This window comes from Metapseudomonas boanensis (assembly GCF_018704125.1).
In the GTDB taxonomy this organism is placed as follows: domain Bacteria; phylum Pseudomonadota; class Gammaproteobacteria; order Pseudomonadales; family Pseudomonadaceae; genus Metapseudomonas; species Metapseudomonas boanensis.
Window position 1 is genome coordinate 85,349 of the sequence record NZ_JAGTIS010000006.1, and the last position, 13,875, is coordinate 99,223.

Below are 13,875 nucleotides of genomic sequence, written 5' to 3' on the forward strand. Positions count from 1 at the left end.
CCCACGACAGCTCTCGGCAAGTCCGCAGACGCCACGCGGGCCTTGACCGCCCGGAGCATGGACTACGCGGCGCTGCCACACGGATGATCGGCAAGGCAAATCGACCATGGAGATGAGCAGCCCTACGCGGGGAACTCGGCGATCCAGTGCCTGGCAATCTCCTCCCGTCGGCAGATCCACACCGAGTCATGGCCTTGTACGTAGTCGAGAAAGCGCGCCAGCGCCATGGCGCGTGCGGGATGACCGCTGATGCGGCCGTGCAGGCCGACGCTCATCATCTTCGGGTGGCGCGCCCCTTCGTGCCAGAGGAAGTCGAAAGCGTCCTTGAGCAGCCGGCAGAAGTCCTCCCCGGAGGAAAAACCGTTCGGCAGCAGATAGCGGGCGTCGTTGTTGACCAGCGTGTACGGAATCACCAGGTGTGCGGGCGAGCCCGGGAGCCAATAGGGCAGGTCATCGTTGTAGGCGTCCGAGCTGTAGAGCAGCCCGCCTTCCTCGCGCAACAGGCGGCGAGTGTTCTGACTGACCCGGCCCGTGTACCAGCCCACGGGGCGCTTGCCACAGATCTGCTCGATCAGGTCGAGGGTAAGGCGTATGTGGCGTCGCTCATCATCTTCAGGGATGTCGCGATAGTCGAGCCAACGGTAGCCATGCCCGGCGATCTCGTGGCCGGCCGCGCAGAGTGCATGACCGATCTGCGGATTGAGTTCCAGTGCCCGGCCGACGGCGAAGGCGGTCAGCGGTAGGCCTCGGGCGCTGAACAGTTCGAGGATGCGCCACACGCCGGCGCGCGACCCGTATTCGTACATGCCCTCGACGCTCAAGTCCCGTTCTCCCTGGCGCGGTGGGCGGCCCGGCAGCTCGTGGAGATAAGCTTCTGACTGGGCATCGCCATTGAGGATGCACGACTCCGCACCTTCCTCGATGTTGAGCACGAACTGAACGGCAATGCGTGCCTCACCCGGCCATCGCGGATCGGGTGGGCAACCGCCGTAACCGACCAGGTCGCGCGTGGACATCAACCCAGCTCGAAGGTCGTGACGCCAAAGACCCGCTCGTGTGCGAGGGCCGGGGGCGGGCCGAGATACATGCGCGCGCAGCCGAAGACCTCGATCATTCCCTCTTGGCGCACAAGCTCCATCGCGGCAGGGTTGTTCTCCGGGGCGTCGAGAAACAGCGGGCCGCCTGCCGCGAACCCTGCCAGCTGCGAGTAGAGGGCGTTGGCCGCCAGGGCGTCATCGGCGAACAAGGGGCCGATCTTGCAACCCTCCCGGCAACGCCGTATCACGCCATAGCCGCTTAGCCTCCCTTCGCGCCGGCACCCCAGGGCGAGTGCATCGGGTTGGATTATCCAGCCGCTCAGGAAGCTCGGGCGTGGGGCGGGAAAACAGGTGCGGTCGTAATCGAGAACCTGATCGAAGGGAAAGGCCGCCAGCGAGACGATGTCCTGCTCGCCAATACGCGGGGTCACCCAGCGTTCCGGAATGTCGGCACGAAATCGCATGTTGCGGTGGGAGAAGACGAAACCACCCTTGGCGTAGTAGTCCTGCATCGCGAAGACACCGTCCATGCCGATGCTCGCGCCTGGGTGCAGGCGGGCGAGGAGCCGATTGCGGCGGGCGTGCCAGAGGGTATTGCCGAGCCCCTTTCCGCGATATTCGGGCCGCACGATGAAGAAGCCCATGAAGCCGAATTCGCCGTTGTAGGAAGTGATGGCTCCGCCGCCGATCAACTCGCCTTCCAGGTCCGCCGCGATGAATGCTTCAGGGTCCGTTGCCCAGAACAGCTCGGCATCGTGAAGGCCGGGATTCCAGCCCTCCCGGGCAGCCCAGCCGACGAGTTCATCCAGCTCGGGGCGGGTCATGTTGCGTATGACAAGCTGATTCGACACTGCCATGTTTTCCTCAGTCGCTAGTCGTGTTCACGATCGATACTCCGGGGCAGGGGACCTGGGGGCGCGCAGTCCGGAAAACCAGGGCCCTGTCCAGTTCGGATCTTTTCGGTATAGCGGCAACTTGAGTACCGATCCAGGCCGTTGCAGGCAGACGATACCTCAGGCATCGCGCAAGAGGTCGTGGGCATCGAGCAGCCTGTAGGCAATCTCCGGATGCTTTTCCAAGCCCCGGCGAATCGCCGCTGGAATCGATTGGCGGGTCTTGCGACAGAGTCCTGGCAGTTCGCCGATGTGAATAGCGATGCCGCGCATGCTGCGTACTTCGTTGAAGCCCGGGGCGATTTCCAGGCTGATCCCCAGCTGCTCGTACATCCGGCGCTGCATATGCTGGAGGTCGGCCAGGCTCTCGATATTTTCCAGTCGGTCGAGCAGACGCCTTTCCTCCTGGCGAGTCAGGCGCAAGATGCGCAGATCGGCGCCTGGCGTCTCCAGGAGTGGCTCAAGCCCGCAGTCGCAGACTCCGGGTGGGCAGGGTTGGCGGATCGGGAATGAGGGTGTCATGGACTACGATCATAGCCATCTCAGAGCCCGGCGCGAACATCCCCCCGTGCGGTACCAATCTGGTACGCGGCGGAAGTTGCCGAACATCGCATTGCCGGCGGAAACATGTGTGCAAGAGACGCCGAGATAGGTCGTTGGGTAGCACCCATGAATGCGCCTTCGACCATATAGCGTGCTTCTGGCCGTTTCCTCCCGATCTCGACCACCGCCAACTCGATTGTTACCTTCGCAAGCTACAGCCGTTGTGGCCCTGACTATTGGCGGATCACTCTGGCCAATCGCCCCACTAATCCAGGCTATTCGCTAATTGCCGGAACGCGCGATTCAGCCAACTGCTTCGAGGAGCGTCATGCTTTCCACCAGCCCCCATGAGGATCACTGGATTCAAAGCCCCTTCGGGAAACTATTCGTACGCCGATGGCAGCCCGATGCCGCGGGCGAGGCTGCGGATGAGGCGCCGATCATCCTGCTCCACGACTCGCTGGGTTGCGTTGAGCTCTGGCGGGATTTCCCTGGGCGACTGTCGGCGGCGACCGGGAGGGAGGTGATCGCGTACGACCGACTCGGTTTCGGGCGTTCGGATCCCCATCCGGGGGAGTGGTCGGTGGACTTTATCCGCGATGAGGCGGAGCGCTTTTTCCCCCTCCTGCTGTCGAGCCTGGGCATCCAGCGTTTCATTGCCTTTGGCCATAGTGTTGGCGGAGCGATGGCGGTCAACTGTGCCGCCCGGTATCCAGCGCATTGCCAGGCGCTGATAACCGAGTCGGCGCAGGCCTTCGTGGAAGACAGGACGCTGCAGGGTATCCGGGGTGCCAAGGACGAATTCCGTAAACCCGGCCAACTGGAGCGTCTGCAGAGGTATCACGGTGACAAGGCCCGCTGGGTGTTGGAGGCCTGGACGGAAACCTGGCTCGCCGACGCCTTTGCCGCATGGTCGCTCGCGGAGAACCTGGCACCCATCGAATGCCCCTTGCTGGTGATTCATGGCGAACAGGATGAGTACGGGTCGCTGCAACACCCCGAGCGGATTGCCGGACTGGCCAAGGGGCGCGCAGAAACACTCATTCTGGTCGGCTGCCATCATGTTCCCCATCGGGAGATGTCGGAGCGTGTAATCGGCGCAGTCAGCCGTTTCCTGCAGTGAGGGGGACGGCGTTTCGGAACTTCCGGAATCAGGGCAGAAGCGCTCCGTTCTTTTGCCCGCGATGGAAAGCGCCGGTTGGCCGAAGCCAACCCTGCGAAGGGATGGTGTCCAGTGCGGCTCTTGCTCGAACGGGCTGGATGTCGCTGGCGATCAATCGGAAAACAGGTCAAACATCAATTGCCTCAACCAGCGATTTGCCGGGTCCTTGTGATACTTCGCGTGCCAGAACAGGTTGATGGCGATTTCCGGCAGGGCCACCGGGTGGGGCAGGGAGGTGAGGCCAAACGGTTCTTCGCAGCATGCGGCGAAACGTTCGGGCACGGTGGCGAGGAGGTCAGTGCGCTGGAGGATGTGGCCGACCGCGACGAAGTGCGGCACTTCCAGGCGGATATCACGCTGGATACCGATCCGGGCCATGTGGGCGTCGACTTCACCGTGCCCGGTGTTAGCGGAGATAACGCGCACATGGCCGTAGGCGCAGAAGCGTTCCAGGGTCAGGGGCTCGCGGGTGGCTGGGTGGTCCTTGCGGCACATGCACACGTAGCGGTGGTGGAACAGCCGGCGCTGGAAGAATCCCGCCTGCAGGTAGGGCAGTAGGCCAACGGCTAGATCGACGGTGCCGTTCTGCAGGGCTTCGACCAGGCTCAGGGAGCTGTCGCGCACGGTGCTGATCACGCATTTCGGCGCCAGGCGGGTGAGGGCATCCATCAGCCTGGGCATGAAGTAGATTTCGCCGATATCGGTCATCGCCAGGGTGAAGGTGCGCTCGCTGGTATGCGGGTCGAAGTGGTCCTGCCGGTTCAGGGCGTCGCGCAGCGTGTGCATGGCAAGGGCGACGGGCTCGGCCAGTTGTGCGGCATAGGGTGTGGGTTCCATGCCCTGGTACGTGCGCACGAAGAGTTCGTCCTGCAGAACGGTGCGCAGGCGTTTGAGGGCGTTGCTGACAGCGGGCTGGGTCAGGCCCAGGTTATCCGCGGCAGTGGACACGCGCCGGTCAACCAGCAACTGGTTGAACACCACTAGCAGGTTCAGGTCCAGGTCTCGCAGTTCCATAGGCCCTCGCGCAGTTGCGTCCTGACGGGTCGCCGCCGGGTGGGGTCGGCAGGAATATTCATACTCGTAATAGTCTGTATGCGGTCTGGTGCATTTATCAATACTACTGCCTTCTCCATGATCGGTCGCACACCAACAACAACACCGTCATGGGTACGAGAATGAACAAGAAGCCTGCACCTGCCTTGCGTATCGGCATCATTGGCGGCGGCATTTCCGGCGTCGCGCTGGCGCTGGATCTTTGCCGTCACGGCCATCTCGACGTTCAGCTGTTCGAGTCCGCGCCGGCGTTCGGCGAGGTGGGCGCGGGTGTCTCCTTCGGGGCGAATGCGGTCCGTGCCATCGCCGGCCTGGGGCTGGGCGAGCCCTATCGGCAGATCGCCGACCGCACGCCGGAGCCTTGGCAGGACGTCTGGTTCGAGTGGCGCCGCGCTAACGATGCCGGCTACTTGGGTGCCAGCGTGGCGCCGGGTGTGGGCCAGTCATCGGTGCACCGGGCGGACTTCCTGGATGCCCTGGCCGCAGGCCTGCCCGCCAGCGTCGCGTGCTTCAGCAAGCGTGCCGCCCGCGTCGAGCAGCAGGGCCATGAGGCTCGGGTGGTGTTCACCGATGGCACGGATTACCGCTGCGACCTGCTGATTGCTGCGGACGGTATCAAGTCCTCGGTTCGCAATCATGTCCTGGAAGGCCTGGGCTGCGAGGCGGTGGCACCGCGCTTCACCGGCACCTGTGCCTATCGCGGGATGATCGATAGCCTGCGTCTGCGCGAAGCTTACCGGGCCCATGGCATCGATGAGCATCTGGTGGACGTGCCGCAGATGTACCTGGGGCTCGACGGCCACATCCTGACTTTCCCCGTGAAGCACGGCCGCATCATCAACGTGGTGGCCTTCGTCTCCGACCGCAGCCAGCCAAACCTCACCTGGCCACAGGACGCGCCCTGGGTGCGCGAGGCCAGCCAGCGCGAGATGCTCGATGCCTTCGCGGGCTGGGGCGAGGCGGCGCGGGTCCTGCTGGAGTGCATCCCCGCGCCGACCCATTGGGCGCTGCATGATCTGGCCGAGTTGCCGGGCTATGTACACGGTCGCGTGGCGCTGATCGGCGATGCTGCCCACGCCATGCTGCCGCACCAGGGGGCCGGCGCCGGGCAGGGGCTGGAAGACGCCTACTTCCTGGCGCGCCTGCTCGGCGACCCGCAGGTGGATGGCGGCAACCTCTCCACCCTGCTGGCGGCCTACGACGCTTTGCGCCGTCCCCGCGCCTGTCGTGTGCAGCGCACCTCCTGGGAGGCTGGCGAGCTGTACGAGCTGCGCGATTCCGTCGTGGGTGCGGACGAGCAAGCGCTGGGTGCGATGCTGGCGAGCCGTTTCGACTGGCTGTGGAACCACGACCTGGATGCCGACGTGGCCGAAGCCCGCGAACGCCTGGGTTGGGCGGCCCTGAGCACCTGCGACTGAAGTTCCGGTGCGGTTACCGGGGGCGTGCCCAGGCTTCGCTCCCGGCTCTATAACAATGACAAGAAGAGCCATGCCATGCGGACTATCGATGTATCGGCCCTGCTAGACGGGGCCTGCTTCAATGCCTTTCACCGGCGCGTGTTGTTCTGGTGCGCGCTGATCATCATCTTCGATGGGTACGACCTGGTCATTTATGGCGTCGTCCTGCCTGCCCTGATGAAGGGCTGGGGCCTGACTGCGCTTGAGGCCGGTCTGCTCGGCAGCTGCGCGCTATTCGGCATGATGCTGGGGGCGCTGTTCTTCGGCCCGCTGTCTGATCGCATCGGGCGGCGCAAGACGATCATGACTTGCGTGATCCTGTTCAGCGGCTTCACGGTAATCAACGGCTTTGCGCGCAACCCCGTGGAGTTCGCGCTCTGCCGCTTCATCGCCGGGCTCGGCATCGGCGGTGTAATGCCGAACGTGGTAGCGCTGATGAATGAGTACGCGCCACGGAAGATACGCAGCACCCTGGTGGCGATCATGTTCAGCGGCTACTCGATTGGCGGCATGCTGTCGGCCGGCCTGGGGATTCTGCTGATGCCGGTCTGGGGCTGGCAGGCAGTGTTCTTCGTGGCGCTGGTCCCGCTGCTGGTGCTGCCGCTGCTGGTGCGGCAGTTGCCGGAGTCCCTGAACTTCCTGCTGCGCGATGGGCAGGTGAGCCGAGCCCAGCAGCTGTTGTGTCACGCTGTGCCGGATTATCTGCCCCAGCCGGATGACCAACTGAGCCTGGCCAAGGGACAGGCGAGCAAGGTGTCCATCCTGCAGTTGTTCCAGGAGGGCAGGGCGGTGAACACGCTCATGCTCTGGCTGGCATTCTTTTGCTGCCTGTTGATGGTGTACGCCTTGAGCTCCTGGCTACCCAAACTGATGAACGCCGCCGGCTATGGGCTGAACTCCAGCCTGGCCTTCCTGCTGGTGCTGAACTTCGGGGCCATCTTCGGCGCCATCGGTGGCGGCTGGCTCGGCGATCGAATCGGCCTCGGGCGGGTGCTGCTGGCGTTCTTCGTCATGGGTGCCCTGGCGCTCAGCCTGTTGGCGCTGAAGTCGCCGCTGCCGGTGCTCTACCTGCTGATCGGTATCGCCGGGGCCAGCACCATCGGCACGCAGATCCTGGCCAACGCCTGCACGGTGCAGTTCTATCCGGCCCATATCCGCTCCACGGGCCTTGGCTGGGCCATGGGCATTGGGCGAGTCGGGGCCATCATCGGTCCGTTGCTGGGTGGTGCCTTGCATGCGGCGGCGTTGCCGATCCAGGCCAGCTTCCTGGCCTTCGCCGTACCGGGCGTGGTAGGCGCCGCCGCCATCCTGGCATTCCTCTGGTATCAGCCGGGCCGTCGCTCGCTCGGCAGCGCCGAAGCGGTGGAGCCGCTTCGCGGGGCGAGCTGAGCGGCAGAAGCGGTATGGCGGGCCAACCCTTGCGTGCGAGCCGGCAAGGGTTGGCCTTCCGTCCCTTTGTAAGTCTTTACTCAATCTGTTTCAGACCGTATTCCCCTCTGGTTACGAGACCATGAGCGAGCCTGGGCCGAAGTTGTGAGAGTCCAGGCCAATGCTTCGGTGAACCGCCTGTTCATCGCGGCCTGTGATCGGCATGGGCTGGAGCGCGGGGTGAACTGGGTGCAGGGATCGGTGATCGTCGACGCGGACGGTTACCCGCTGGTGGGGCCAGTCGACACCGGGGGTGAGCAGATCCTGATGGCCACGCTGAACCTCGTCGATGCGCGCAACAAGCGCATCAGCGACAACAATCATCTACATGAGGATCGTCGTCCTGAACTCTACAGCGCAGGTGGGTTGCTGGCATAGCAGGTGTTGGGTTTTCGACGTTGCAGGCCAGCTTGAGATCCGGGCTACGCAGGCTTGGTGCTCCGCAGCTCCACAGCATCCTCGATGCCCCACTGTGCGGCCTCGACGCGGTTCCGTCCGGTCTGCTTGGCCCGGTACAGCAGCTTGTCCACCGCCTCGATGAACGCAAGTGGCTGGTCGTGTTGCTGGGGAATGATGGTCCCGACGCCCAGGCTGATGGTCAGCAGCGAGGCCACGTCGGAGTTCGAGTGCGGGATGCACTGCTCGTGAATCAGCTTGCGGCAATGTTCGGCCACTCGCTTCGCCGCAGCGCCATCCGTCTCCGGCAGGATCAGCACGAACTCCTCGCCACCGAAGCGGCCTATGAGGTCTCGCGGCCGGGAAGCGGCAGCCGCGAGCAGTTGGCCAACGCTCTTCAGACAGTCATCACCCTGGATATGGCCGTAGTGGTCGTTGTACTGCTTGAAATAGTCGATATCCAACAGGATCAGCGACAGCGGCTGGTGTGTGCGTCGAGCGTTGGCCCACTCCACGTCCAGCACCGAATCGAACATGCGCCGGTTGGCCACGCCGGTCAGGCCATCCTTGTAGGAGTATTCCTCAAGCTGCTTTTGCAGGCGGATCAGCTCCTCTTCGGCCTTCTTGCGCTCGCTGATGTCGAACATGAAGCCGATCAGGGCCTCGACCTCGCCGTCGGCATGGCGCATCACATGCACCACGTCGCGAATCCAGACGTAGTCACCGGCGGCCGTCAGTGCGCGGTAGTCCGCCTCATGATCGGTGCCCGCCTGGGACTGGGCCACGCAGAAGGCCACGACCTTCTCCCGGTCCTCGGGGTGCATCCGTTCCGCCCAGTCGTTCACGCTCACCCAACTTGACCGGCTCCAGCCCAGGAGCGTTTCAATCTGCGGCCCGATATAGGCGAAGGTCATGGTTTTCCAGTCGATCTTCCATGGTATCGCCTTGGTCGACTCCAGCAGAGTCTTGTAGACCGCGTTATTGGTTTCGACTTCGTCTTTCATGGTTGTCCCGTACTGGTTGATTCGGTCATGACCTGGGGCGAGGCCCGACCCTTATACCAACAGACTTCGGCGCTCGCAGCCGCCGCCGACGGGAGTCAGGTCTGGCCCGACCCGTGGCGATTGCGACTGGCCTGGACGATGCGCTCTGCCGGCACGCGCAACTGCGCCAGCAGGTATTCGGCGAAGTCCGGCGAGTAATCCTGCAGGGCAATGGCCCGCGCCATGCAGTCCAGCCACATGCCACTGCGGGTTTCATCGATAGGCCACTGCGCGTGGAACGACGGGATGGCGATGGAACCGTACTTCTCGCTGAACAGCTTCGGGCCGCCCAACCAGCCGCTGAGAAAACAGGCCAGCTTGTCGCGGGATTGCTCCAGACTCTGCGGGTGCATGCCGCGCAGTGCCGCCGCCTCGGGCAACTCGTCCATCAGACGGTAGAAGTCATCGACCAGGCGGCGCAGGCCATCGATGCCGCCGGCAGCCTGGTAAGAGGCATCGCCAACACCAAAAAGAGGATTGCTGCTCACAACACGGATTCTCAGCCGGAAAAGCCGCATTCTAGCGCGACAGCGCCAAGGGCACGGCTAACCCTTCGTCACTTGCCGAGGGTGAGATGGGGCATCTGCACGGATGCCCAGGGTCTTGCGCCAGAACCCGCCGCCAATTCGGAAGTCTGATAGGCGTTGCCTGAAATCAGCGTGGTGTGACCGGGAGGTCAAGCGAGCGCTGCACATAACAATCGTCAAGGAGGACAGCTCATGAGCCTTGTACTCGGCCCCATCCTGCAATTTCGCGGTCATTCAGCCCCTGATTACAACGTCTCGGCTCTGGTGGTGACCGACATGAACGCCGCCACTCCAGTGGTGAAGAAGCCCGTCGGGATTACCGCGGGAAAACCGATCCCCATCGCTGACATTCCGCTGTTCAATCCCTTGTATCGAGTGTGGCGTGTCGATTTCAAAGCTACGCCTGCGGCCCAGGAAGCGACCTTCTGGATCGATATCGATGGTGGCGCCGCGAGCTTCACGGTGCCGCGCAAAGGGCAAGCGCCACGCTTGGCCTATGCCTCCTGCAATGGCTTTTCCGACCCGAAGTACATGGAGAAGGTCGACAGGAATTTCGAGCGCTGGGAGCACATGGCTTCGGTGCACGAGGCCAAGCCGTACCACCTCCTGTTGATGGGCGGTGACCAGATCTACAGCGACGAGATGCGGGTGACCGTGCCGTCGATGAAATCCTGGTTTCGAAAGTCCTTCGCCGAGCGCGCCAAGGCTCAGTACACCAAGCAGATGGAAGCCGATCTCGATCGGTTCTTCACCAGGCTTTATCTGGACCGCTGGAAGCAGCCCGAGCCTGCGCTGATGTTCAGCAGGGTCCCAACGATCATGATGTGGGACGACCACGACATCATCGACGGCTGGGGCTCCTACCCGGAGGCGCTACACTCCAGCCCGGTGTTCCAAGGGCTGTTTGCGACGGCGAAGCGGTATTTCAGGATCTTCCAGCAGCAGCTCGTCCAGACCCATCCACACCTCAAACCATCGGCGGAAACCCACCCCTGTGCCATTCCAGGTGTTGCCGATGGCTTCCACCTGGGTTTCAAGGACCTGGGTGGCCTGTCCATCCTGGTCCCTGACCTTCGCAGCGAGCGCCACCCGGACCTCAAGGCGCCGACCGCCAAGCCCACCCAGATCATCTCCTTCGACAGCTGGAAGGCCATCTACGCCTGGCTCGATGGTGTGACGCAGCACAAGCACCTGCTGGTGATGACCAGCATTCCGGTCGGCTACCTGGACTTGCAGGCCGCGGAAAAAGCGCTGGACCTCATCCCCGGACAGCAGGAACTCGAGGACGACCTGCGCGACCACTGGCGCAGCCTCCCGCACCGGGACGAGCGCAAGCGCCTGATCATGCGTCTGCTCGACTACGCAAGCGCCCCTGGCGGCTGCAAGGTGACGCTGTTGTCGGGTGATGTACACGTGGCAGGCGCTTGCATCATCGAGTCGCAACTGGCGCAGCATCGAACCGACGGTGCAGGCGTGATCTTCCAGCTCATTTCGACCGGGATCGTCCATCCATCCCCGCCGGCACTCGGGGTGTACTTCCTGGAGTCGCTCGGCGCGGCCCAGGAGCAGATCAGCTATCGGGTAACGGGATCGATGGTGCCGCTCGGGACGCGCGGCCGGTATCTGATTCCTGCGCGGAACTGGCTCGCCATCGAGCCGGATGAGAACGGCAAGAATCGTCTATGGGCCAACTGGCATATCGAGGGTTCCGAACACCTGGTTACTCAGGTGATCGATCCGATCGGCTGACGATAGGTATCGCTGCGCTCAGCCGGGCGCAGCCCAACCGTCCTACGGGGCTGCTTCGCTGCCCATCCCACCCGCACGTCCGCTATTGCCACCGCCCGCGGGCTGCTGTCCATGCCCGATAAACCTGTTCCGATGCTCCGGCGACGGCACGATGCATCGGTCGTATCGTCCGAATAACCGATAGCGGTTTAGCGCGATGCGGTCGTAGCACCAATCCCGAATCCCTTGGGGAATGACTTTCAGCCAATGCGCGTAGCGCCAAGGGGAGGGCAGTTCGCGCACGACATACAGGACGGCGTCGCTCCTATCAAAGACGCGGGCCCCAGCGACGAAGAGCATCGTGGGGAAGTGATCGGTCGGCAAACCGAACCAGGCCAGGATTGCCTGCCCTTCGGGCGACTGAACACTGCACAGTTTCAGGGTGCCAGCGGTGTCATGGCGGATCAGGAACTGGCTCCAGCCATTGCAGAGTTTACAGACACCGTCGAACAGCACGACCTTGTCTCCTTCCTTGAGATGCGGAGGCAGTTGCATGGCGATGGTTTCCTTCGTCCAGAAGCGGAGATCAACACATAGGGTGGTGCCCTTCACCAGGGCGTAATCGTCAATCAAAATCCGCCGCCAACGCCAGCCATTGCTCACGGCTCAGCACCACTTCCACAGGTAGCGCGGGCAGGGTCGAGGCCAGCGTTACCGTTGCGCCCGCTCTCCACGCGGCTATCTGCTTGGCTGTCAGCGGAAAGCGCAGGAAGTGCACGGCAGCGGTCTTTTCCTCATTGCTGCGCGGCAGGTCCTCGTCGGCGATCGCGAGCACGGGTGGAAAGCCATCGATGGATAGCTCGAACGCATGCTCGATGTCGCGCAAGCGCATCAGTTCGCGCTTGCGTTGCTCCACGTCGGGATATTCCAGCAGCAGGGTGGCCCTGAGATCACTGCCGCTGGGTATCAGCGGGTTATAGGCGTCGAGTTCATCCTGAATGGCGTCGGCTTCGAACAACCGCTCTATGCGCAGCATCTCCTGCACCTGGTACTGGATGCTCAGGCGGTCCTCGAAGATCAACGTCAAGTGGTCGCCAATGTGCACCGTGCGCGCCTTCTTGTGCGCCATCACGCGGGCGCGGAACTCCGTCCGCTGCTGGGCGTAGCTTTCCAGGGTGAGCAGGTCTTCTCGGGCAAGCGGTCTCATGGGCTCGGGCTCATCGGTCAGATGCCATAGGCCTTGCGCAGCAGGCACAGAGGGTGCTCTGCCGCAGGTTTGTCTCCGAGGCCATGGGCGATGTGGCCGCCAGCCATCGGGCAGTCGCTGGTGAAGTGTTCAGGCTGGGTCTGGGCCACCAACTTCTCGACCGGCCGGGCCAGCTTGCGTGAGAGTGCATAGCTCTTGTGCTTGACGCCGTAAGTGCCGTCGTGGCCGGAGCAGCGCTCGAGGGTGACGACTTCGGTGCCCGGCACCAATTGCAATATCTCCCGGGTTTTCGGGCCGATCTTCTGCACGCGCTGGTGGCACGCGACCTGCCAGGCGACCTTGCCGAGCGCTGTTTTGAAGTCGGTTTTCAGCAGGCCTGCGCGGTGGCGCTCGTGCAGATATTCGAAGGGATCGAAGAAGCGCTGCTGCACCAGGGCCACGTCCTCATCGTCGGGGAACATCAACGGCAGTTCCTGCTTGAACATCAGCACGCAGGAGGGCATGGCCGCGATGAGGTCCCAACCTTCGCGCGCCATCCTGGCCAGCACGGGAATGTTGTACTCCTTGTACTTGCGCACGGTTTCCAGATCGCCCAGCTCCAGCTTGGGCATGCCGCAGCAGCTTTCCCGTTCCACCAGGCGGGTCGGGATCGCATTGTGCTTCAGCACCGCGGCCAGGTCTTCGACCACGCCGGGGTCGGAGTGGTCGCAATAGCAGGTGGTGAAGAGGGCGACCTTGCCCCGCGTGCGGCCTGCTGCCTGCGGGGTGCCGGCCCCGTCGAGGGTCTTCAGCCGCGTGCGCGCGCTGGGTGAGTGATAGGTCGGCACCCGCGCCAGGGCATCCACATCCATGGTTTTTTCCAGCAGCTTGCGCACGGTCGGGTTGCGGTTGACGGCATTGACGGTCTGTACCACCACCGGTACCGATGCCACCCGGCCAACGGCCCGCGTGTTGGAGAGAATTCGTGCCGAGAGTGACGCACCGTGCTCGCGGAATTCCACCGCCTTGCCGCGCAGCATCAGGTGCGGGAAATCCACGTTCCATGGATGTGGTGGCGTGTAGGGGCACTTGGTCTGGTAGCAGAGGTCGCAGAGGTAGCACTGCTCGGTGACCTTCTTGTAGTCAGCCTTGGCGACACCATCGACCTCCAGGGTGTCGGAGCTGTCGACCAGGTCGAACAGCGTAGGGAAGGCATGGCACAAGCTGACACAGCGGCGGCAGCCGTGGCAGATGTCGAATATGCGCTCCTGCTCGGCCTCCAGAGCCGAGTGGTCCCAGAACTCCGGGGCTTCCCAGCCCAGCGGATGGCGGGTTGGGGCCTCCAGGTTGCCTTCGCGGGTGCTGTCGATTGGGTTGGCCATGTGCGTCTCCCCGATTGTCGGCGGTGCCCTGTTCAGGGCA

Annotated in this window: 13 protein-coding genes and 1 pseudogene; 5 read left to right on the forward strand and 9 right to left on the reverse strand. The window is 63.4% G+C overall.

Annotated elements, in window-relative coordinates; translation table 11 throughout:
* Positions 1–122 precede the first annotated feature (122 nt).
* From J7302_RS13025 to J7302_RS13035, 3 genes are all read right to left on the reverse strand, one after another.
* Entirely contained in the window at positions 123–1,016 is an 894-nt protein-coding gene (locus tag J7302_RS13025; protein ID WP_215375068.1) for a polysaccharide deacetylase family protein, read from the reverse strand.
* Entirely contained in the window at positions 1,016–1,888 is an 873-nt protein-coding gene (locus tag J7302_RS13030; protein WP_215375075.1) for a GNAT family N-acetyltransferase, read from the reverse strand. The genes J7302_RS13025 and J7302_RS13030 overlap by 1 nt, the downstream gene beginning before the upstream one ends.
* Before the next feature lie 162 nt (positions 1,889–2,050).
* On the reverse strand, positions 2,051–2,452 hold the full coding sequence (locus J7302_RS13035; RefSeq protein ID WP_215375080.1) for a hypothetical protein: 402 nt from the start codon (positions 2,450–2,452) through the stop codon (positions 2,051–2,053).
* Between the two features lie 349 nt (positions 2,453–2,801).
* On the opposite strand from J7302_RS13035, the gene J7302_RS13040 reads away from it, so the two are divergent.
* Positions 2,802–3,596 carry an alpha/beta fold hydrolase gene (locus J7302_RS13040; RefSeq protein ID WP_215375085.1) on the forward strand — a complete coding sequence of 265 codons (795 nt, stop codon included), beginning with the start codon at positions 2,802–2,804 and terminating at the stop codon, positions 3,594–3,596.
* Positions 3,597–3,746: 150 nt separating this feature from the next.
* On the opposite strand, the gene nahR is transcribed toward J7302_RS13040, so the two are convergent.
* A complete protein-coding gene (gene nahR, locus J7302_RS13045) occupies positions 3,747–4,649 on the reverse strand; it encodes an HTH-type transcriptional activator NahR (RefSeq protein ID WP_215375091.1) in 903 nt (300 codons plus the stop codon).
* Between the two features lie 161 nt (positions 4,650–4,810).
* Between nahR and salA the strand changes: the two genes are divergently transcribed.
* The 3 genes and pseudogenes from salA to J7302_RS13060 form a co-directional block, all read left to right on the forward strand.
* Positions 4,811–6,106 (forward strand): salicylate 1-monooxygenase, encoded by a 1,296-nt coding sequence (gene salA / locus J7302_RS13050; RefSeq protein WP_215375095.1) that lies wholly within the window; start codon positions 4,811–4,813, stop codon positions 6,104–6,106.
* Between the two features lie 75 nt (positions 6,107–6,181).
* The gene (locus J7302_RS13055; protein ID WP_215375099.1) at positions 6,182–7,534 is read left to right on the forward strand and encodes an MFS transporter; all 1,353 of its coding nucleotides are present in this window, start codon (positions 6,182–6,184) and stop codon (positions 7,532–7,534) included.
* A gap of 135 nt (positions 7,535–7,669) precedes the next feature.
* Positions 7,670–7,951, forward strand: a pseudogene (locus J7302_RS13060) (carbon-nitrogen hydrolase); the annotation flags it as partial.
* A gap of 44 nt (positions 7,952–7,995) precedes the next feature.
* Here J7302_RS13060 and J7302_RS13065 read toward each other — a convergent pair.
* Positions 7,996–8,973 (reverse strand): GGDEF domain-containing protein, encoded by a 978-nt coding sequence (locus J7302_RS13065; RefSeq protein WP_215375103.1) that lies wholly within the window; start codon positions 8,971–8,973, stop codon positions 7,996–7,998.
* A 95-nt stretch (positions 8,974–9,068) separates the two neighbouring features.
* Positions 9,069–9,500, reverse strand: a complete 432-nt coding sequence (locus J7302_RS13070) for a group II truncated hemoglobin (protein WP_349814447.1) — start codon at positions 9,498–9,500, stop codon at positions 9,069–9,071.
* 231 nt (positions 9,501–9,731) lie between these two features.
* Between J7302_RS13070 and J7302_RS13075 the strand changes: the two genes are divergently transcribed.
* Positions 9,732–11,288: an alkaline phosphatase D family protein gene (locus J7302_RS13075; protein ID WP_215375109.1), complete on the forward strand. Its 1,557-nt coding sequence runs from the start codon at positions 9,732–9,734 to the stop codon at positions 11,286–11,288.
* 42 nt (positions 11,289–11,330) lie between these two features.
* Here J7302_RS13075 and J7302_RS13080 read toward each other — a convergent pair whose 3' ends face one another.
* From J7302_RS13080 to J7302_RS13090, 3 genes are all read right to left on the reverse strand, one after another.
* Positions 11,331–11,822, reverse strand: a complete 492-nt coding sequence (locus J7302_RS13080; RefSeq protein ID WP_215375463.1) for a thiol-disulfide oxidoreductase DCC family protein — start codon at positions 11,820–11,822, stop codon at positions 11,331–11,333.
* 70 nt (positions 11,823–11,892) lie between these two features.
* Positions 11,893–12,474: a DUF3501 family protein gene (locus J7302_RS13085; protein ID WP_215375112.1), complete on the reverse strand. Its 582-nt coding sequence runs from the start codon at positions 12,472–12,474 to the stop codon at positions 11,893–11,895.
* A gap of 17 nt (positions 12,475–12,491) precedes the next feature.
* A complete protein-coding gene (locus tag J7302_RS13090; RefSeq protein ID WP_215375115.1) occupies positions 12,492–13,835 on the reverse strand; it encodes a (Fe-S)-binding protein in 1,344 nt (447 codons plus the stop codon).
* Between the last annotated feature and the right edge of the window lie 40 nt (positions 13,836–13,875).